This window comes from Methylobacter tundripaludum (genome assembly GCF_002934365.1).
GTDB lineage: Bacteria > Pseudomonadota > Gammaproteobacteria > Methylococcales > Methylomonadaceae > Methylobacter_A > Methylobacter_A tundripaludum_A.
Genome location: NZ_PTIY01000005.1, coordinates 260,493 through 277,323 on the forward strand (window position 1 = coordinate 260,493; position 16,831 = coordinate 277,323).

A 16,831-nucleotide genomic window follows, 5' to 3' on the forward strand; every position below is an offset into this window, starting at 1 on the left:
TGACACCATTAGCCAAATACCTCAATCAAGGACTCTATGCCTTTCATTAAGACGTCAATTTCTTCTTTGGTGTTATACATTGCAAAAGATGCTCTCGCCGTCGCGGGAACTTGAAAAAAGTCCATGACCGGCATAGCGCAATGGTGCCCTGCCCTGATCGCAATGCCTAAGCTGTCCAGCATGGTGCCAATATCGTGCGGATGGATTTTATCCAGCACAAAAGACAAAATCGCGCCTTTATGCTCAGCCTCGCCAATAATTCTAAGCCCTTTAATTTGTCTGGCTTTTTCTGTTGCATAGTCGAGCAGCTCGGCTTCATAGGCGGCAATTTTATCCATACCGATTGCATTCAGATAATCGATTGCCGCGCCCAATCCAACCACATCGGCAATGTTCGGTGTGCCTGCTTCAAACTTATAAGGCAATACATTGTATTCGGTTTCTTCGAAGGTAACCTTACGGATCATATCGCCGCCGCCCTGATACGGAGGCATGGCTTCGAGTAAAGCCTGTTTGCCGTAAAGCACGCCGATGCCTGAAGGTCCATAAAGCTTATGGCCCGAGAAAACATAAAAATCGCAGTCCAGCGCCTGCACGTCGACCGCCATGTGCGGAATAGACTGCGCACCATCCAGCAATACAGGAATATCTTTGGCATGAGACGCCGCGATAATCTTTTCAACCGGGTTGATCGTACCCAAGGCATTGGACATATGCACGACTGAAACCAGCTTGGTTTTATCGCTGATCAGTTTTTCAAATTCGTCATAAATCAATTCGCCTTGCAGATTAATCGGCGCAACTTTTAACACTGCACCGGTCTGCTGGCATAGCATTTGCCAAGGCACGATATTGGAATGATGCTCCATCGCAGTAATCAAAATCTCGTCGCCGACTTTGAGATTGGCTTTGCCGTATGTCTGCGCGACCAGGTTGATGGCTTCGGTAGCGCCCCTGACAAAAATAATCTCCTTATCGCTGGCCGCATTGATAAAGTCTTTAACCTTGGTGCGCGCGCCTTCAAACTTATCGGTAGAACGCACGCTTAAAGTATGTACGCCGCGGTGCACATTGGCGTAATCATGGCTGTACAAATGCACGATGCTGTCGATAACCGCCTGCGGCTTTTGGCAAGAGGCCGCGTTATCCAGATAAACCAGCGGCTTGTTGCGAATAAGTTCAGCCAATATCGGGAAATCGGCGCGGATCTTTTCTACGGGGAAATTTGTCATATCTATGTTTCAAATAAATTATTGATTGTTCAATTGCAAGGTATTATATTCCAATCGTTCTTACCTGACCCTGATTAAGAAAATGGCTATAGCAACTACGGGTGTGCGTAAACATCTAACCGATATTAATGAATGGCAAAGATTGGGTGAAGCCAATATTTTTCCGCCTGACAGCCGCCTTGAACTCATCGAAGGAGAAATATTGGAAATGGCGTCTATAGGTTTTAATCATTCCGGTCACTTAAATCGTATCAATAAGCTATTCTCAAAATTAATGCCGGATGACATTATTCCCAGCGTACAAAATCCACTCCAACTCGGTGACCTTTCCGAGCCTGAACCTGATTTCATGCTGTTAAAGCCCAATGATGATTTCTATTCATCCCGTCACCCTAATGCCGGCGATGTATTGCTGCTAATTGAAGTCGCCGACAGCTCATTAATATTTGACCAAAATCAGAAGTTGCGTTTGTATGCGCTGCACAATGTTCCTGAATACTGGCTGATGAACCTGAACGACTCCTGCGTTGAAGTATACCGTCAACCGCATGGTGATTGTTATGGCGAAAAAACCACGTTGCGGGTTGGCGATACCGTCACCTTGTCTCAGTTAGAGCAGATCAGCATCAATATTGCCGATATTTTATAGCCATTCCTTGTTCACGCCTTCCTGCGGGAAGCGCGCCAGCACTTGTTCCAAAACCATATCGTGCAAGCTTTTAATCTTGACCTTATCGACCATCTCGTTGGCGAACGCAAAGGTCAGCATGTTACGCGCGGTTTCTTCATCTACGCAACGCGATTGCAGGTAGAAAATGGATTTCTCATCCAGCTGCCCGACCGTCACGCCATGCCCGCATTTGACGTCATCGGCATAAATCTCCAGCTGCGGTTTGGTATCCGCTTCGGCATCGTCCGATAACAGCAGGTTGCGGTTGTTCATTTGCGAATCGGTTTTTTGCGCATCGACAGCCACGATCACCCGCCCCTGGAACACGCCCCTGGCCCTATCGTCCAGTACGCCTTTATACAGCTCGCGGCTAATCGCATAAGGTTTCAAGTGATTGATGCGGGTATGGTTGTCGATATGCTGGCGCTTTATACCTAAGTACAAACCATTCAGTTCGCACTCCGAAGCATGATCCAAATCGACGTGAACATCGCTACGCGCCAGCAAGCCGCCAAACGCAAAATTATGATGGGTAAACCGCGCATCCCGAGCCTGCTTAATGTAGCTGCCGCCAAAATGGTAGGCTTTTTCAGACTCGCTTTGCATTTTATACAGCGTCAGATCGGCGTTTTGTTCAACAAAAACCTCGGTGACTGCGGCGGTTAAATAGGCGCTGTCATTTCCAATAAACGTCTCTATGACTTTTACTTCAGCCATTTCGTCGGTAATTATGATATTGCGGGTCGTCGCCATTGCGTCGGCGCCGTTCACAATATGCAGCAACTGTATCGGCTTGTCTAAAACCAGCTTGGCCGGAACATGCACAAATAAGCCGTCGGTAAACCATGCAGTATTGAACGCAATAAAGCTGTGCTCTGCTTGATCGGCAGCTGCACCCAGATATTTTTCCACTTTGTCCGGTTGTTTTGCCAGCGCATCGGCCATGCCCATCACGGAAACCCCTTCTGGCAGACCGTCCAAAACCGAAAGCTCAGCCGAGAAATGGCCGTTCACCAAAACCAGGACCCAAGTATCTTGCAGCTGATACGATTTTAGCCACTCGGCATTAACATCACCGGCAGTTAAATCTGCCGACGGTACAAACAGTTTCTTCTCAATACCGGACACATTGGTATAGCGCCATTCCTCCTCGCGCGGCGATGGAAAGCCCATCGCTGAAAATTGTTCCAATGCCTTAGCTCTTAACGTCTGCAACCAAGGCAAGCTTTGCCCCGGCAATTTAGGCGCTATCGTTTGATATTCAGCCGCATAACGGCTTGCTGTCGCCGTATTCATTACGCTGCCGCCTCTTCAACCCAACTGTAGCCTTTTTCTTCCAGCTCCAATGCCAGATCGGCGCCGCCGGATTTGACGATTTGACCGTGCGCCAAAACGTGGACCTTATCCGGTTTGATGTAGTCCAGCAGACGCTGGTAATGCGTGACCATCACAAACGAACGCTCCGGCGAACGCAAGGAATTAACGCCTTCCGAGACGATTTTTAACGCGTCGATGTCCAGGCCCGAATCGGTTTCATCCATGATGCACAACTTGGGTTCCAAAATAGCCATTTGCAGGATTTCATTACGCTTCTTTTCGCCGCCGGAGAAGCCTTCGTTCACCGCGCGATAAAGAAACTTCTCATCCATTTCCAGCAAGCGCACTTTTTCTTTAACCAACGTTAAAAAATCCATCGCATCGACTTCGGGCTGACCGTGGTGCTTGCGTATCGAATTCAGCGCCGCTTTCAGCAAATAAATATTGCTGACGCCGGGAATTTCCACCGGATACTGGAATGCCAAAAACACGCCTTCACGCGCCCTGATTTCAGGCGCCATCTCCAGCAAATCCTTGCCCTGATAAGTCGCCGAGCCGCCGGTCACGGTATAACCGCCCTTGCCCGACAGTACATGCGACAAGGTGCTTTTACCGGATCCGTTCGGCCCCATAATCGCGTGGATTTCACCGGCCTTAATCTCAAGGTTAATGCCTTTGAGGATTTGTTTGTCGTTTACGTTGACGGTTAAGTTTTTAATGCTGAGCATGAGGGTTCCAATTGTTTTTTTAAGAATCTAAACGGGAGAGTTTGTATTTATATCACCTTGAATCGCTTCCGGTTGACGCTGATTATATTCAGGCTGATAACGCATTTTGATAAAAGCAACAAAATCTTCTATTTGCCGTAGCGCTTCGGGAGGCAATTGCTCCAGGTCGTTTAAAAGTTGTTTTCTGTTCATGATGTTATCCTGTTGCTTACAATTCCCAGGGGTTAATCAGCGGAATATTGCAGGCATAAAAATCGCGCTCGTTGCGGGTTACTAAAGTTAAGTGATGAGTGTAAGCCGTTGCTGCAATAATACTGTCCAGAGAAGCAACCGGCTGTCCCTTTTTTTCGGCATTGGCAACGAGTAAACTCCAGTTTTCCATTACATTTAAATCAACTGTTAAAATCCTATTTTGATAATCTTCAAGTAAGGTTTCCAGCCAAAATAACAACTCTTGTTTTTTCTTGGAAGCGGGTAATTTATTAATGCCTTTTTTGATTTCGCCTATATTGATGACACTTAAATAAAGGTCATCCGAGTTCGTACTTTCCAACCATTCGATAACACCTCTATTAGCTTGAGGTTTAGTTAGTTCAGAAATAGCGCAAGTATCAAGTAAGTATTTCAAAACTCAATATCCTTTGGATAGTCCCGCTGACGTTCTAAATCAATTTCTTCTAGCTTAGGGGCATTAAGCAAAAATGATTTAAAATCGAGTTTGTTTTCGCCTTTGGTTTCTTGTCTAGGGATATTTTTTACCAATTGATAACGCGTTTTGATAAAAACAATAAAGTCTTCGATTTGATGTTGCGCTTCAGTGGGTAACTGTTCTATGTCATTTAAAAGTTGCGCTGTGTTCATTGTTTTATCCTTCTACGGTAAACAGGGAGGTGATTTTAAATTATGTTTATGAATAAAAAGCCAGAGCTTCTTGTAACGTAACTTTTAGACTTTCAACCAACTCATCATAAGTTGCTTCCTGACAATTGACTCCCGGAATTTCTTCAATCCAACCTAACCACCAGTCACCGTCTTGTTTTATTACTGCTGTGTATTTATTGTTCATAACTTAACCTAAAATTCACAAGCTATTGCCCAGTTAATGGGTTTCATACTTCAGTCCATCAATGGTTCTTTCAATTTTAAAAATGCCCCTATTTTTGCCTTTAATTTGCCATTCTCATTTATTAGGTCTTTAATTTCGACATCAATTTCAATAAATCTTTTAATTATTAAAACAAAATAATCACCTTTGTCAGCCTTAATTTGCTCTATCAAAGACTCATATTCAGCTTGTCCAGCAGCCATTTCAGCTTGGTATTTTTCAAAATAATCATCATCAGGCAAACAACTATAAGACGATTCACTCCAAAGAACTTTAACTCTTGAGGCCAATTCTTTATCACCTGATGAACCGCAGAATTCATTTAATAACGAGGATTTATCGGACTGCAAAATACTAATATTGGTTAAGTTCGAATTAAGTGATGCAGTTAGTGCAGCTAATTTTATTTGCTTATATTGCGCATCCCTTGACTCCTGTAACAAAACATTTTGTAACTTATAGGTCTCGGCAATCAAATAAAATGCAAATGCAGCAATAACAGGATTAAGTATTCCACCAAAGTAATCACCGAATGTTCCCCAATCTTCATTTTTTTCTGATAAAAATTGAAAAAATGGCCACCAAACTTCATTTCTTTCTGGCAGATATTGAAAATTAGTGAAATAAAAACCAACAACGAACAAAAGAATAAAGGCCAAAACAACAATGCAAATTAATATGTTAATGTGCTTTGTCTTGTTATTATTTGATTCACTCAAATTACCCATGAGTGGTTTTTTATTTACAATTTTTTTACTACCCCTTATTTCCATCAAGCTTTATCCAGAGTCGCATAGTATTTCTTTGCTTCTTCAACACTCAATGTTTCACTTTCATCCGCATTAATAAGTTGAACTAAAGCATAATTTTCTAAAACATCTTCAATTTTCTCGAAAGTATCAATATCGAGCTGTACCGCAACTTTATGATTATCTTCATCGACAATATATTGTCTTTTTAATTCCATAACATTAACTCCAGTCGTTAACCTACCGAACCTTCCAGACTAAGCCCCAACAACGCCTGAGCTTCCACCGCAAACTCCATCGGCAGTTCCCTGAACACTTCCTTGCAAAAACCGTTGACGATCATCGACACGGCATCTTCCGCCGACAGTCCGCGTTGCTGGCAAAAGAACAGCTGGTCTTCACTGATCTTGGAGGTCGTCGCTTCATGTTCGACCTGCGCCGACGGCTGCCTGACTTCCACATAAGGAAACGTGTGCGCGCCGCATTTATCGCCGATTAACAGCGAATCGCACTGGGTATAGTTACGGGCGTTTTCCGCGCTCTTTAACACCTTGACCAACCCGCGATAAGTATTCTGCGCTTTGCCTGCCGAAATGCCTTTGGAAATAATGGTGCTGCTGGTGTTTTTGCCGATATGGATCATCTTGGTGCCGGTATCGGCCTGCTGATAATTATTGGTCAGCGCCACCGAATAGAACTCGCCGGTCGAATTGTCGCCGGTCAGGATGCAGCTTGGGTATTTCCAGGTAATCGCCGAGCCTGTTTCTACCTGCGTCCACGACACTTTAGAATTCTCGCCCCGACAATCGGCGCGTTTGGTCACAAAATTGTAAATACCGCCCAAGCCGTTTTTATCGCCCGGATACCAGTTTTGCACGGTCGAGTATTTGATGGTCGCATCTTTCAGCGCGATCAACTCGACCACCGCCGCATGCAGCTGGTTTTCATCGCGCATCGGCGCGGTGCAGCCCTCAAGATATGAGACGTGGCTGCCTTCGTCGGCAATTATCAAGGTGCGCTCGAACTGCCCGGTATTGGCGGCGTTGATACGGAAGTAGGTCGACAATTCCATAGGGCAGCGCACGCCTTTGGGAATATAAACGAACGACCCATCGGTAAATACCGCTGCATTCAACGCGGCAAAATAATTGTCCGTATGCGGCACGACCGAACCCAGATATTGCTTAATCAGATCAGGATGTTCACGCAAAGCTTCCGAAATCGGACAGAAAATAACGCCCGCTTCATGCAGCCTGCCTTTAAAGGTAGTCGCCACCGACACGCTGTCGAAAACCGCATCGACCGCAACACCGGCCAAGCGCTCCTGTTCATCCAGAGGGATGCCCAGTTTTTTGTAAGCTTCCAACACTTGCGGATCGATCTCGTCCAGGCTTTTCGGCCCGTCTTCCTTGCGTTTAGGCGCGGAATAATAGCTGATCGCCTGATAATCGATAGGATCGAACTTGACGAACGCCCAGTTAGGCGTCTTCATGGTCTGCCAATGGCGAAACGCTTTCAGCCGGTATTCCAGCATAAACTCAGGCTCATTCTTGACCTTCGATAACCTGTGAATAACCGCTTCATCCAATCCGGGCGGAAAAGTGTCGGTTTCCACTTCAGTTACAAAGCCTTGCTTGTATTCCTTACCGATCAGATTCTTGATTTCTTGTTCACTTGCTGACATAAAATCTCTTAATTACATGGAAGTAATGGTTACAGAAAAATGCATAAGGCATGGATGGCCGGTAGTAGAGCACCAAAAGTAGGCGCTTTAGGCGATGCAGGGCAATTACCGAGGAGCATTTTTCTGCCTATCTATATAAACTGGCAACCGGAACAAACACTTCTTCCGGGATAGCAGCAGGTCTGATTAAATCGGCCAAGGTCACCGACTCTAATGCATTATGAATGGTCTGGTTAATCAAGCTCCAGTTTCCCCCAATATCGCAGCCCGAAGCCTGCTCGCAGCCTTGATGCGAAATACTGCACTCGGTCAGGGCGATCGGCCCTTCCAGCGCGCTGATAACCGTCGCAATGCTGATTTCTTCAGGCGTCCTGGCTAAAACATAACCGCCCTTGGCGCCGCGCGTCGAAATCAACACTTTCGCGTTAACCAACAGCTTAAGGATTTTGCTGACAGTAGGCAAGGCAATGCCGGTCACCGCCGCTATTTCCATAGCGGCATGAACCTGCGCCTTGTCTCTGGCCATAAAACTCAAGATGACCGTCGCATAATCGGTTAATTTACTCAGCCGTAGCATACCTTGCTCCTAATAATTGAGGACTATTCTAGTCCTATTTAATTACAGAGTAAAGAAGTTGGTTATTATTTAACATTCCAATATTTACTTTCGGTCTGACGTATCCCCTGCACTACCAGAGCGTTATCTTGAACACTAACGGTAATCGCGCCATTGTCGGCGCTATTCAACCATTTCGCATCAACTTGCCGGTAGCGCGCTAAAATATCTTTATGCGGATGGCCGAATTGGTTTTTGTAACCTGCCGGGATCAATATATAGCCAGGATTTACGGCCTGCAAAAAACCGGCTGTCGACGAGGTTTTACTGCCGTGATGCGGCGCAACCAGCACATCGGATTTTAACCCTTCCCCGTAAGTATCAACCAACCAGGATTCTGCCGCAGCCTCTATATCGCCAGTCAACAATACCTTGCTGTGTTTTGACCGGATTTGTAGTACGCAGGAATTGTCGTTTTCCGAAACAAACGCCTGCTTTGGCCCCAGCACCGTGAACTCGACCTCATCCCATGACCACGATTGACCGGCTGCACACTCGATTGGCGCATACCCGCTTAACTGCTGCGGAACGCTGGTCAAAACTTTTTCAGCGGGCATGCCGCGCATTAACGATGCCGCGCCGCCGATATGATCGTTATCGCCGTGACTGATGATTAAGCTGTCGATCTTGGCGACGCCTTGCGAGCGCAAATAAGGCAACAGCACGCTCTGCCCCATATCACTTTGCTCGGAGAATTTCGCGCCGGTATCGAAAACCAACAGATGATGAGTGGTTTGAACGACGACTGATAATCCCTGCCCGACATCCAGCAGCGTCATATTAATCTCGCCGGTCTCGGGTTGCTCTGCATCGGTAAACGCCAACGGCAAAAACATCACCACACTCAGCCAGCGTGCCGGCATACCTGCCGGAGCGAGCAACAGCAACACGCCGGGCACGGCAAAAAGCAATGCCCAATACGAAGGCGGCGCATGATTGATAGAGGCCACTGGGATTTCCGCTAAATGAACCAACAGCCACCACAAACTTTGCAGCACAGTGTCCACAAAATAGAACAGCTTGCCTGCCAGCATTGGCCAAACAAACATGACAACGGCAGCCAGCAGCGACAACGGCACCGCCAAAAGACTGATGACCGGCACCGCAATCAGGTTCGCCAGCGGCGCAATCAGTGAGACCTGTTGAAAAAACAGCAACAGCAACGGCGACAAACCCACCGACGTGACCCAGTGCAATTTTATTGCTGTCCAAACATGCTTAATCCTGCCTAAGCGCCCGGAAACGGCATAAACAATCAGGCTCACGGCGAGAAATGACAACCAAAATCCCGCCGCCAACACCGCCAAGGGGTCGAATATCAATACCGCGAACAGCGCAATGGACAAGGTATTCAAAGGGCGGCTGTTACGTTGCAGAATAATGGCCGTCATCGCAACAGCCAACATGACCACGGAGCGCTGGGTAGGCACCGAAAAACCGGCCAGACCTGAGTAAAACACCGCAACCAGCACCGCCGAAATTGCCGCAACCTTTTGCGGCGACTGGCTAAGCCATCCGGTCCACGACCATAATTTCAACACCAGAAAGTAAACCAGCCCGGCAATAAGCCCGATATGCGAGCCGGAAATCACCACCAGATGCGTCGTACCGGTTTTGCGGAAAACCTCCCATTGCTGTTGAGTGATACTATTACCGTCGCCAATCGTCAGAGCCTTTATCAGCGCAAGACTTGGGCTGTTGCTTAATGTGTTTGAGAGCCGGTCGGTAATGAGCTGCCGAAAGACAGCGATATTGCTCCAGGACGAATCGCTCCCCAGCAAAACAGGCTTCGGACTTGGCCGCACATAGCCTGTCGCACCGATTCCTTCGGTAAACAGCCAGCGTTCGTAATCGAAGCCACCGGGGTTCATTGTTCCGTGGACGCGCTTTAATTTAACGGTAAAGGTCCAATGCTGACCCGCCTTGACGGGTTGATCAGGGTAATACCAGCTTAATCGCAATTTACCCGGTAATTGTTGCACCGGATCGATGACGGTCGCCGCGCCCGCGCCAGTTCCAGCATCCTCAATAATAAAATCAAAACGGACGCGCTTCTCATCCCGCTCAGGCAGATCGGCTATAACGCCGCTCACCTGAACATCGACACCTTCCACGGACTCAGGCAACCGGTCGGACAATCGGCACATCGCAAACGCTATCGCCCACAGTACGCCGACCAAAAAAAACAGCCACCGCCAATAACGCAACCATGCAATAATGCAGGCCGCTACGCCGCCCACTATCAGCCATTGGATATCCGGCAATACCGGCAACTGTTGAACCGACAACAGCCCGGCTAAAAATGACAGGGCGGAAACAACCATTTAACACCTGGGCGTTTTTTAGGTTAAGAAAAACCTGATAGACTGAACAATATAACTTTAGAAAACAAATAGCGATGCCAAAAGAACTTATAAAAAAACTAATCGACAAGTTCATTCCTGATCCTGACGTCATCAAACAGCACAAGAGCCTTCAATTTTTGGGCGATAAACTGCACGAGCCCAACCTCTGGCATTTGAACAGACGCTCGGTCTCTATGGCTTTTGCCGTGGGTTTATTTTGCGCATGGATTCCGACGCCGACGCAAATGGCCATTGCCGCTGCGCTTGCCATTTATTACAGGGCTAATCTGCCTCTTTCGGTAGGACTGGTCTGGATAACCAACCCGATCACGATGCCGCCGCTGTTTTATTTTGCTTATGAAGTCGGACTCTGGTTTATGAATCAACCGGCCGGCGCCGATGAATCCGAATTTTCACTAAGCGGCATGTTCTCCGGGCTTGGCGATGTCTGGCAGCCGTTTCTGATCGGCTGTTTCATTATGGGTATAGTTTCGTCCGCTGCCGGTTATTTCGGCATTCAATATTACTGGCAACAGCATGTAACCAAAAAATGGGCGGAAAGGAAGGAAAAAAGACTAATGACGAAAGACTAAGGGCAAAAGGCAAAAGAACTTAGTAGCACTTGTGCCTTTGGCCTTTGGCCTTGTTATCCTTAACCTAAAATCAGCCCATCTTCCATATGCAAAACCTTACCCATTCTTGCAGCCAGATCATGGTCATGAGTCACCACCAAAAAGCTGACATTCAGCTCCTGATTTAATTCCAGCATTAACTGATACACCTGATCCGCCGTTTTACTGTCCAGGTTTCCGGTGGGTTCGTCGGCCAAAACCACGCCGGGTTTGTTGATCAACGCCCTGGCGACTGCGGCGCGCTGCCTTTCCCCGCCGGATAATTCACCGGGTTTGTGCTCGATTCGATGTCCCAGCCCTACCCGCTTCAATAACTCTATCGCACGAATACTCGCCTCTTTTACCGTGCGCCCGCCAATCAACAAAGGCATCGCCACATTTTCCAACACGGTAAATTCACCCAACAGATGATGAGACTGATAAATAAAGCCTAAGGACTTATTCCTTAACTTAGCCAGTTGGCCTGCGCCGACTTCATTCAGATTAACGCCGTCCAACACCACCTTACCGCCGCTGGGTTTCTCAAGCCCGCCCAGCAGATGCAGCAAAGTGCTTTTGCCTGAACCCGACGCCCCCATAATGGCGACGCGTTCACCGACACCGATGCTTAAATCGACCCCTTTTAAAACCTCGACATCAAGCCCGCCCTGGTCATAGCGCATGGTCAACTGCCGGCATTGCAGTATGTTGCTGTTATTCATATCTTAAAACTTCCGCTGGATTGACTTTGGCCGCCTGCCACGCAGGATAAATAGTCGCCAATAATGACAGTAAAAAGGCCATGCCCGCTATCGCATAAACATCAGTCCAGACCAGTTTGGACGGCAATTCGCTGATGTAATAGACATCGGCCGCCATGAACTGGACATGAAATAATTCCTCAATCGCCGGCACGATGGTCTCGACATTCAACGCCAACAACACCCCGCCTACGGTTCCGAGCGCGGTGCCGACTACACCGATGACGGCCCCCAACACCATAAAAATACCCATGACCGATCTCGATGTCAGTCCCTGGGTTTTTAAAATAGCAATATCGCCGCGTTTATCGGTAACCACCATCACCAGCGTGGAAACAATATTGAAAGCCGCCACCGCGACAATCAGCAACAGGATGATGAACATCACCCGTTTTTCGGTCTGTATCGCCCGGAAGAAGTTGCTGTGCGCCAGCGTCCAATCGCTGACCTGATAATCGTCATACAAAGCGTTTGAAAGCGCGCGGGTAATTTTCGGCGCATTAAACAAGTCATCCAGCTTGATCCTGAGCCCCGACACCGCAGTTTCTAAACGAAACAGCTTGCCCGCGTCATCAAGATGAATCAACGCCATATTGCGGTCATATTCATACATGCCGACCTTAAAAATACCGACCACGGTAAACCGTCTCATGCGCGGCACAATCCCGGCCGGTGTCGAGTTAATCTGCGGACTGATCACGGTAATTTTATCGCCGATGAAAACGCCCAGATAATTAGCCAACTCAACGCCTAAAACAATGCCGTATTCGCCTGGAACCAGATCGGACAGCTTGCCGTTTGTCATTTTATCGGCGACCTCCGACACTCTGGACTCGTATTCCGGCAAAATACCGGTCAGCATGGTGCCGCTAACGCGCCGGTCGGCATTGATCATCACCTGGCCATTGATAAAAGGCGCAGCGCCTTGTACATGCGGATAGTTTTTTAACTTCTGTTCCAATTCCTGCCAATTATCCAGCTGGCCGTACCGTCCGGTGACGGTCGCATGCGAAGTCATGCCGAGAATCCGCTCGCGCAATTCTGCTTCAAAGCCGTTCATCACCGACAACACCGCAATCAACGCAGTGACGCCCAAGGCTATGCCCAGAACGGACGTTAACGTGATAAAAGAAATGAACTGAGTTCGGCGTTTGGCCCGCGTATAACGCAAGCCGATATAAAAAATGAGAGGTTTAAACATGAAGCCTACAATCTAAAAGTAATAAAATCAGGATTTCCTGCACTTTGCGCAAAAACCGTACAAATAAAGGCCGTGATCGGTTAACTCATAGCCCAGTTTTTCCGCAATTTCTTTTTGCCGGGCTTCAATAACCTCATCGGTGAATTCATCCACTTTGCCGCACTTCATGCACAGTATGTGATCGTGATGCCTACCGCTATCAAGTTCAAAAACAGAATTGCCGCCCTCAAAATGATGGCGGCTTACCAGTCCCGCCGCTTCAAACTGGGTTAGAACGCGATAGACCGTAGCCAAGCCGATCTCTTCGTCTTCACTCAGCAGAATCTTATAAACTTGTTCAGCGGTTAAATGACGGTCATCGACCTGCTTTTCTAAAATTTGTAGAATCTTGATCCGTGGCAAAGTCACCTTCAGGCCTGCATTCCTTAAATCATGGTTTTCCAAAACTAATCTCCGCTTATGCCGGATAAGGCAATTTATAAAGAACTGCGCGCATTGTAGCCTGTTTTTGGCAGTATGGGCATGACAGTTTTATAGGATAATCCCTTAACATCCTGTATCATTTTATATTTTAAACATATCCGCAGCCTTAAATGAGAAAGCCGCTTTTTGCTTTAAACCTAGCCGGCAACCGCCACAGCTCTTGCATCCTTGCAGTCGCGGCAAGCCTAACGCTCGCCTCCTGCACCACCATTCTGACCAACCTGCCCGGCGTCTATACCATAGATGTCCAGCAAGGCAATATCGTCGATCAATCCATGATCGACCAGCTCAGACCCGACATGAACAAACGCCAGGTGCTTTACATCATGGGTTCGCCGATGCTGGTCGATTTTTTTCATCAGAAACGGTGGGACTATCTCTACTCGGCGCAAAAGGGCGGCGGAGACAGGGAGCAAAAAAGAATTTCATTGTTCTTTGATAAAGAACAACTGATCGGCGTGCAAGGCGACTTTAAACCCAGCACCGTTCCCGTTATCAAGACATCGGATGAAACTACAGTTGACGTACCGAAGCGCGATCTAGAAAAAACCATGTGGGAAATGATCACCGGCCTGTTTGGCTATGACGGCACAGAGGACACGCCCAAATCCGGCAAAGCAGACGCAAAACCGGCGTCATCATCGGATCAGCTGCCGCTTTAATATGTAGGTCGGGCGACAGCTTTTCGTTGCCCGACATTGCTAGGGAAGCGCTGATTAAGTCCTTCGACAGGCTCAGGACGAACGGTAAATTGTTGATTCCGTTCGTGGTGAGCTTGTCGAACCATCAGCGGAATCGATTTGTTCAGCGCTTCCCTAGGCGGCAATCTCAGCATCCCAACCGGGGAAGACTAACACCGCAGGATGACATTTAAGCGCTTTTGCTAAAACTTTGGCGCGCTCTATGCCTAAATTTATCTTGTCATGCTCAATTGCCGAGATAGTGGACTGGGGAATACCGGTAAGTTCCGCCAATTGATTTTGACTTAATTCTTGAAGCTCACGGATGATTCTTACTGACTCACCGACAGATACATCGATTGATTTTTTTGCTATTTGGTATTCATTCATATCATTGCCCTCTACCTTTCTTCTACTTTAAGGCATCGAGCCCACAGCCTGTAGGAGGTGCATCGCGCCCCTTTTCGGGGTCCAACCGTACTGGAAATTTTGATACCTGAAATGGGTCCGTTGGAATGTTTTAAAATAGCCTGGTCATTTTGGCATTCGTAAATGGTGCGCGGTGCCCCCCCCCTACATGACTGAAAATCATCAGCCCAATCTAAGCCCAATCTAAAAGTAAAAAAGGTACGCCCAGCGTACAAGGCTTAAGTATGAACAATTAGCCAAGCCCCAAAAAATTAGGGCCTGGGTTACAAAACCCAACTCGCTTGAGATCCCCGTGGTTAGATTTATTGACCAAGCTGCACAGTTTCAAGTGTATTTCCATTTTCATCTAATACTGGAGCATTTTTATAATCATATCCTATATAAAACTCGCTAATTAGATGCTCAATCGAACCTGAAAAATATACTGAATTATAATTATGATATAGCGTCATTTCTCTTACAAGCGGATTAGCATTCATATCTAGATCTAAAAGACGCTTACATAACCAGCGAGCAACTAATACCTGCTTTGCAGCGTTGAATGTGTCATCTAAACTGACCAAATTCGTAATATTGTTATTAACATTGCCATGCCCAAAGTAATTATGTCTAATCTGCCAAACATGATGCGCAATTAATTGAAGATCTCTTGCTTCACTTGGGTAATTAACTGCAATATGTTTTTTTACATTACTGAGTATATAGTTTTCCCCACAGAGCACTTCACACGCCTGATAAAACTGCATAAAAGCGGCATCAATTAGACCTGAATATTGATCTTCAAGACCGAGCAATGTAAGACCATTGAGATAGTGCCTTGCGGCAACTTTTTGAATGAGGTTCAAATTTATTAAGCCATTAAAATCACTAGCTAATCTTTCTGAAGCAACACCTCGCTCCTCAATTCGGAATCCCATCGCCCTACCAATCGGTTTTCTCGAAGCAGTAAATGCAATACCATGATGAGGTTGAGTGGGAGGTATAATAAACTGAATTTCATTACAGGTGAGCGGAAAGTCAAGGCATAAAGATAATCCCTCTAGTTCATTTAGCGCCTCTTCAATAAAAATCTGAATTGACTCATTACGAGTAAAAATTGTGGCTATTTTTTGTATTACAAGTTCATTTGTTGGCGTTATCCAACCTAAGTCAAAGTAGTTTTTCAATCGTTGATCTTCAAACTGGCCTTGTTGCCCCTGCCTTATGCTCTCGATCTGCTCGTAGATAAAACCTATTGTTTGCTCGGCCATTAATGACGGCGTGATTTTGAGATAGGCGACACCAAATACTTTTGCTTCATTTCCAAAAAAGTCTAGATTTGTCCATATTCCCCATTCTCTATAACCAATAACAGACACCTAATACTCCTGTAATATTACTTCGCAAAATTTAGCAAATTATTATCTTGTTTCCGCAACATTCACGCTATTTCCATTAAAACTTGACAATAATGAGCTTTGTTGCCTCGCCTGTCCAGGAAGATAGCACCTGGGATTTTGCATGGTATGCAGAAACAAGAAGCATCAAGTCTTCAAAGCCCGTTGCCGCCTGGCCTCTTTAGGGTCATGAACCAAAGGCCGATAGATTTCTATCCTATCGCCCTCACTAACGGGCTGATCCAGTTTGCAGGCCACACCAAAAATACCCGCATTAATCCCGGACAAGCCGATCTCGGGAAAACGCTCCAGCAACCTTGAGGCGTTTATCGCAGCTTCAACCGTTGCGCCGTCCTCCATTGCCAGCGCGACTATCGCCTGCTCTTCGGACTTTGCGTAAGCCACTTCGACATTAACCATAAACAGCTTTGGCCCGTGCGGTAAACGAACTCACCATCGTGTTGCAGATCTGGTTAAAGACTGCGCCGAACGCCAAGCTTGCCAGTTTGCCTGACATTTCGAATTCCAGGTCCAGGGAAATCTTGCTGGCATCCTCGCGTAGCGGTATAAACTCCCATTTTCCCTCCAGAGAGGAAAACGGGCCGTTCAGCAGGGACAGCTTCATGCTGCGCCCGTTATCAATCTTGTTCCGGGTCGAAAAGGATTTTTTAAAGCCGCCTTTGGAAATCATTACCTCGGCTTCGACGATGTCGCCTTCGCGCTTGATGATTCGGCTGCCGCTGCACCAGGGCAGAAACTCGGGATAGGCTTCAATGTCGTTAACCAAGTCAAACATCCGCTGCGCCGAGAATTTAACCAAGGCGCTTTTTTGAACAACGGTCAT

General features: G+C 46.9%; 22 protein-coding genes. 3 read left to right on the forward strand and 19 right to left on the reverse strand.

The annotated features are described in order from the left end of the window. Positions 1-8: 8 nt before the first annotated feature. Entirely contained in the window at positions 9-1,232 is a 1,224-nt protein-coding gene (locus tag B0F88_RS08365) for a cysteine desulfurase (protein WP_104423484.1), read from the reverse strand. Positions 1,233-1,314: 82 nt separating this feature from the next. On the opposite strand from B0F88_RS08365, the gene B0F88_RS08370 reads away from it, so the two are divergent. Beyond that, positions 1,315-1,881 carry a Uma2 family endonuclease gene (locus B0F88_RS08370; protein WP_104423541.1) on the forward strand — a complete coding sequence of 189 codons (567 nt, stop codon included), beginning with the start codon at positions 1,315-1,317 and terminating at the stop codon, positions 1,879-1,881. Here the strand turns inward: B0F88_RS08370 and sufD are convergent. From sufD to B0F88_RS08415, 11 genes are all read right to left on the reverse strand, one after another. After that, positions 1,876-3,198: a Fe-S cluster assembly protein SufD gene (gene sufD, locus B0F88_RS08375; protein ID WP_104423485.1), complete on the reverse strand. Its 1,323-nt coding sequence runs from the start codon at positions 3,196-3,198 to the stop codon at positions 1,876-1,878. The two genes, B0F88_RS08370 and sufD, sit on opposite strands and share 6 nt — an antisense overlap. Beyond that, positions 3,198-3,947 carry a Fe-S cluster assembly ATPase SufC gene (sufC, locus tag B0F88_RS08380; protein ID WP_104423486.1) on the reverse strand — a complete coding sequence of 250 codons (750 nt, stop codon included), beginning with the start codon at positions 3,945-3,947 and terminating at the stop codon, positions 3,198-3,200. The genes sufD and sufC overlap by 1 nt, the downstream gene beginning before the upstream one ends. 27 nt (positions 3,948-3,974) lie before the next feature. Beyond that, positions 3,975-4,139 carry a hypothetical protein gene (locus B0F88_RS19335; protein WP_181049860.1) on the reverse strand — a complete coding sequence of 55 codons (165 nt, stop codon included), beginning with the start codon at positions 4,137-4,139 and terminating at the stop codon, positions 3,975-3,977. 16 nt (positions 4,140-4,155) lie between these two features. Continuing rightward, a complete protein-coding gene (locus B0F88_RS08385; RefSeq protein WP_104423487.1) occupies positions 4,156-4,575 on the reverse strand; it encodes a type II toxin-antitoxin system VapC family toxin in 420 nt (139 codons plus the stop codon). Further along, entirely contained in the window at positions 4,572-4,808 is a 237-nt protein-coding gene (locus B0F88_RS08390; protein ID WP_104423488.1) for a hypothetical protein, read from the reverse strand. Before B0F88_RS08390 ends, B0F88_RS08385 begins: the two co-directional genes overlap by 4 nt. 46 nt (positions 4,809-4,854) lie before the next feature. Continuing rightward, the gene (locus tag B0F88_RS19195; RefSeq protein ID WP_146083335.1) at positions 4,855-5,013 is read right to left on the reverse strand and encodes a type II toxin-antitoxin system HicB family antitoxin; all 159 of its coding nucleotides are present in this window, start codon (positions 5,011-5,013) and stop codon (positions 4,855-4,857) included. 50 nt (positions 5,014-5,063) lie between these two features. Further along, positions 5,064-5,825 (reverse strand): hypothetical protein, encoded by a 762-nt coding sequence (locus B0F88_RS08395; protein ID WP_104423489.1) that lies wholly within the window; start codon positions 5,823-5,825, stop codon positions 5,064-5,066. Beyond that, a complete protein-coding gene (locus B0F88_RS08400; protein WP_104423490.1) occupies positions 5,825-6,019 on the reverse strand; it encodes a hypothetical protein in 195 nt (64 codons plus the stop codon). The genes B0F88_RS08395 and B0F88_RS08400 overlap by 1 nt, the downstream gene beginning before the upstream one ends. Before the next feature lie 17 nt (positions 6,020-6,036). Beyond that, entirely contained in the window at positions 6,037-7,485 is a 1,449-nt protein-coding gene (sufB, locus tag B0F88_RS08405) for a Fe-S cluster assembly protein SufB (RefSeq protein WP_104423491.1), read from the reverse strand. A 127-nt stretch (positions 7,486-7,612) separates the two neighbouring features. After that, positions 7,613-8,062, reverse strand: a complete 450-nt coding sequence (locus B0F88_RS08410) for an SUF system Fe-S cluster assembly regulator (RefSeq protein ID WP_104423492.1) — start codon at positions 8,060-8,062, stop codon at positions 7,613-7,615. Positions 8,063-8,127: 65 nt separating this feature from the next. Next, positions 8,128-10,425, reverse strand: coding sequence for a DNA internalization-related competence protein ComEC/Rec2 (locus tag B0F88_RS08415; RefSeq protein ID WP_104423493.1), 2,298 nt, complete (start codon positions 10,423-10,425; stop codon positions 8,128-8,130). A gap of 74 nt (positions 10,426-10,499) precedes the next feature. Here B0F88_RS08415 and B0F88_RS08420 point away from each other — a divergent pair, with 74 nt between their 5' ends. Beyond that, on the forward strand, positions 10,500-11,039 hold the full coding sequence (locus tag B0F88_RS08420; protein ID WP_104423494.1) for a DUF2062 domain-containing protein: 540 nt from the start codon (positions 10,500-10,502) through the stop codon (positions 11,037-11,039). A 59-nt stretch (positions 11,040-11,098) separates the two neighbouring features. On the opposite strand, the gene lolD is transcribed toward B0F88_RS08420, so the two are convergent. The 3 genes from lolD to fur are packed head-to-tail and all read right to left on the reverse strand — an operon-like array spanning position 11,099 to position 13,463. After that, positions 11,099-11,779, reverse strand: coding sequence for a lipoprotein-releasing ABC transporter ATP-binding protein LolD (gene lolD, locus B0F88_RS08425; RefSeq protein WP_104423495.1), 681 nt, complete (start codon positions 11,777-11,779; stop codon positions 11,099-11,101). Continuing rightward, a complete protein-coding gene (locus tag B0F88_RS08430) occupies positions 11,772-13,019 on the reverse strand; it encodes a lipoprotein-releasing ABC transporter permease subunit (RefSeq protein ID WP_104423496.1) in 1,248 nt (415 codons plus the stop codon). The genes lolD and B0F88_RS08430 overlap by 8 nt, the downstream gene beginning before the upstream one ends. 27 nt (positions 13,020-13,046) lie before the next feature. Further along, on the reverse strand, positions 13,047-13,463 hold the full coding sequence (gene fur / locus B0F88_RS08435; protein WP_104423497.1) for a ferric iron uptake transcriptional regulator: 417 nt from the start codon (positions 13,461-13,463) through the stop codon (positions 13,047-13,049). Positions 13,464-13,612: 149 nt separating this feature from the next. Between fur and B0F88_RS08440 the strand changes: the two genes are divergently transcribed. Next, positions 13,613-14,164 (forward strand): outer membrane protein assembly factor BamE, encoded by a 552-nt coding sequence (locus B0F88_RS08440; protein WP_104423498.1) that lies wholly within the window; start codon positions 13,613-13,615, stop codon positions 14,162-14,164. Between the two features lie 153 nt (positions 14,165-14,317). On the opposite strand, the gene B0F88_RS08445 is transcribed toward B0F88_RS08440, so the two are convergent. From B0F88_RS08445 to B0F88_RS08460, 4 genes are all read right to left on the reverse strand, one after another. Next, positions 14,318-14,572 (reverse strand): helix-turn-helix domain-containing protein, encoded by a 255-nt coding sequence (locus B0F88_RS08445; protein ID WP_104423499.1) that lies wholly within the window; start codon positions 14,570-14,572, stop codon positions 14,318-14,320. 341 nt (positions 14,573-14,913) lie between these two features. After that, positions 14,914-15,969 carry a hypothetical protein gene (locus B0F88_RS08450; protein ID WP_104423500.1) on the reverse strand — a complete coding sequence of 352 codons (1,056 nt, stop codon included), beginning with the start codon at positions 15,967-15,969 and terminating at the stop codon, positions 14,914-14,916. A gap of 165 nt (positions 15,970-16,134) precedes the next feature. After that, positions 16,135-16,407 (reverse strand): RnfH family protein, encoded by a 273-nt coding sequence (locus B0F88_RS08455; RefSeq protein ID WP_104423501.1) that lies wholly within the window; start codon positions 16,405-16,407, stop codon positions 16,135-16,137. Further along, positions 16,400-16,831, reverse strand: a complete 432-nt coding sequence (locus tag B0F88_RS08460) for a type II toxin-antitoxin system RatA family toxin (protein ID WP_104423502.1) — start codon at positions 16,829-16,831, stop codon at positions 16,400-16,402. The genes B0F88_RS08455 and B0F88_RS08460 overlap by 8 nt, the downstream gene beginning before the upstream one ends.

Bases quoted from the DNA above. Each gene is read 5' to 3' on its own strand.
- B0F88_RS08445 (WP_104423499.1), bottom strand. From the start codon at position 14,572: ATGAATGAATACCAAATAGCAAAAAAATCAATCGATGTATCTGTCGGT.
- B0F88_RS19195 (WP_146083335.1), bottom strand. From the start codon at position 5,013: ATGAACAATAAATACACAGCAGTAATAAAACAAGACGGTGACTGGTGG.
- sufC (WP_104423486.1), bottom strand. From the start codon at position 3,947: ATGCTCAGCATTAAAAACTTAACCGTCAACGTAAACGACAAACAAATC.
- B0F88_RS08370 (WP_104423541.1), top strand. From the start codon at position 1,315: ATGGCTATAGCAACTACGGGTGTGCGTAAACATCTAACCGATATTAAT.
- B0F88_RS08440 (WP_104423498.1), top strand. From the start codon at position 13,613: ATGAGAAAGCCGCTTTTTGCTTTAAACCTAGCCGGCAACCGCCACAGC.
- B0F88_RS08400 (WP_104423490.1), bottom strand. From the start codon at position 6,019: ATGGAATTAAAAAGACAATATATTGTCGATGAAGATAATCATAAAGTT.
- B0F88_RS08410 (WP_104423492.1), bottom strand. From the start codon at position 8,062: ATGCTACGGCTGAGTAAATTAACCGATTATGCGACGGTCATCTTGAGT.
- B0F88_RS08460 (WP_104423502.1), bottom strand. From the start codon at position 16,831: ATGACCGTTGTTCAAAAAAGCGCCTTGGTTAAATTCTCGGCGCAGCGG.
- B0F88_RS08420 (WP_104423494.1), top strand. From the start codon at position 10,500: ATGCCAAAAGAACTTATAAAAAAACTAATCGACAAGTTCATTCCTGAT.
- B0F88_RS08430 (WP_104423496.1), bottom strand. From the start codon at position 13,019: ATGTTTAAACCTCTCATTTTTTATATCGGCTTGCGTTATACGCGGGCC.
- B0F88_RS08415 (WP_104423493.1), bottom strand. From the start codon at position 10,425: ATGGTTGTTTCCGCCCTGTCATTTTTAGCCGGGCTGTTGTCGGTTCAA.
- sufB (WP_104423491.1), bottom strand. From the start codon at position 7,485: ATGTCAGCAAGTGAACAAGAAATCAAGAATCTGATCGGTAAGGAATAC.
- B0F88_RS19335 (WP_181049860.1), bottom strand. From the start codon at position 4,139: ATGAACAGAAAACAACTTTTAAACGACCTGGAGCAATTGCCTCCCGAA.
- B0F88_RS08395 (WP_104423489.1), bottom strand. From the start codon at position 5,825: ATGGAAATAAGGGGTAGTAAAAAAATTGTAAATAAAAAACCACTCATG.
- lolD (WP_104423495.1), bottom strand. From the start codon at position 11,779: ATGAATAACAGCAACATACTGCAATGCCGGCAGTTGACCATGCGCTAT.
- sufD (WP_104423485.1), bottom strand. From the start codon at position 3,198: ATGAATACGGCGACAGCAAGCCGTTATGCGGCTGAATATCAAACGATA.
- B0F88_RS08390 (WP_104423488.1), bottom strand. From the start codon at position 4,808: ATGAACACAGCGCAACTTTTAAATGACATAGAACAGTTACCCACTGAA.
- B0F88_RS08365 (WP_104423484.1), bottom strand. From the start codon at position 1,232: ATGACAAATTTCCCCGTAGAAAAGATCCGCGCCGATTTCCCGATATTG.
- B0F88_RS08455 (WP_104423501.1), bottom strand. From the start codon at position 16,407: ATGGTTAATGTCGAAGTGGCTTACGCAAAGTCCGAAGAGCAGGCGATA.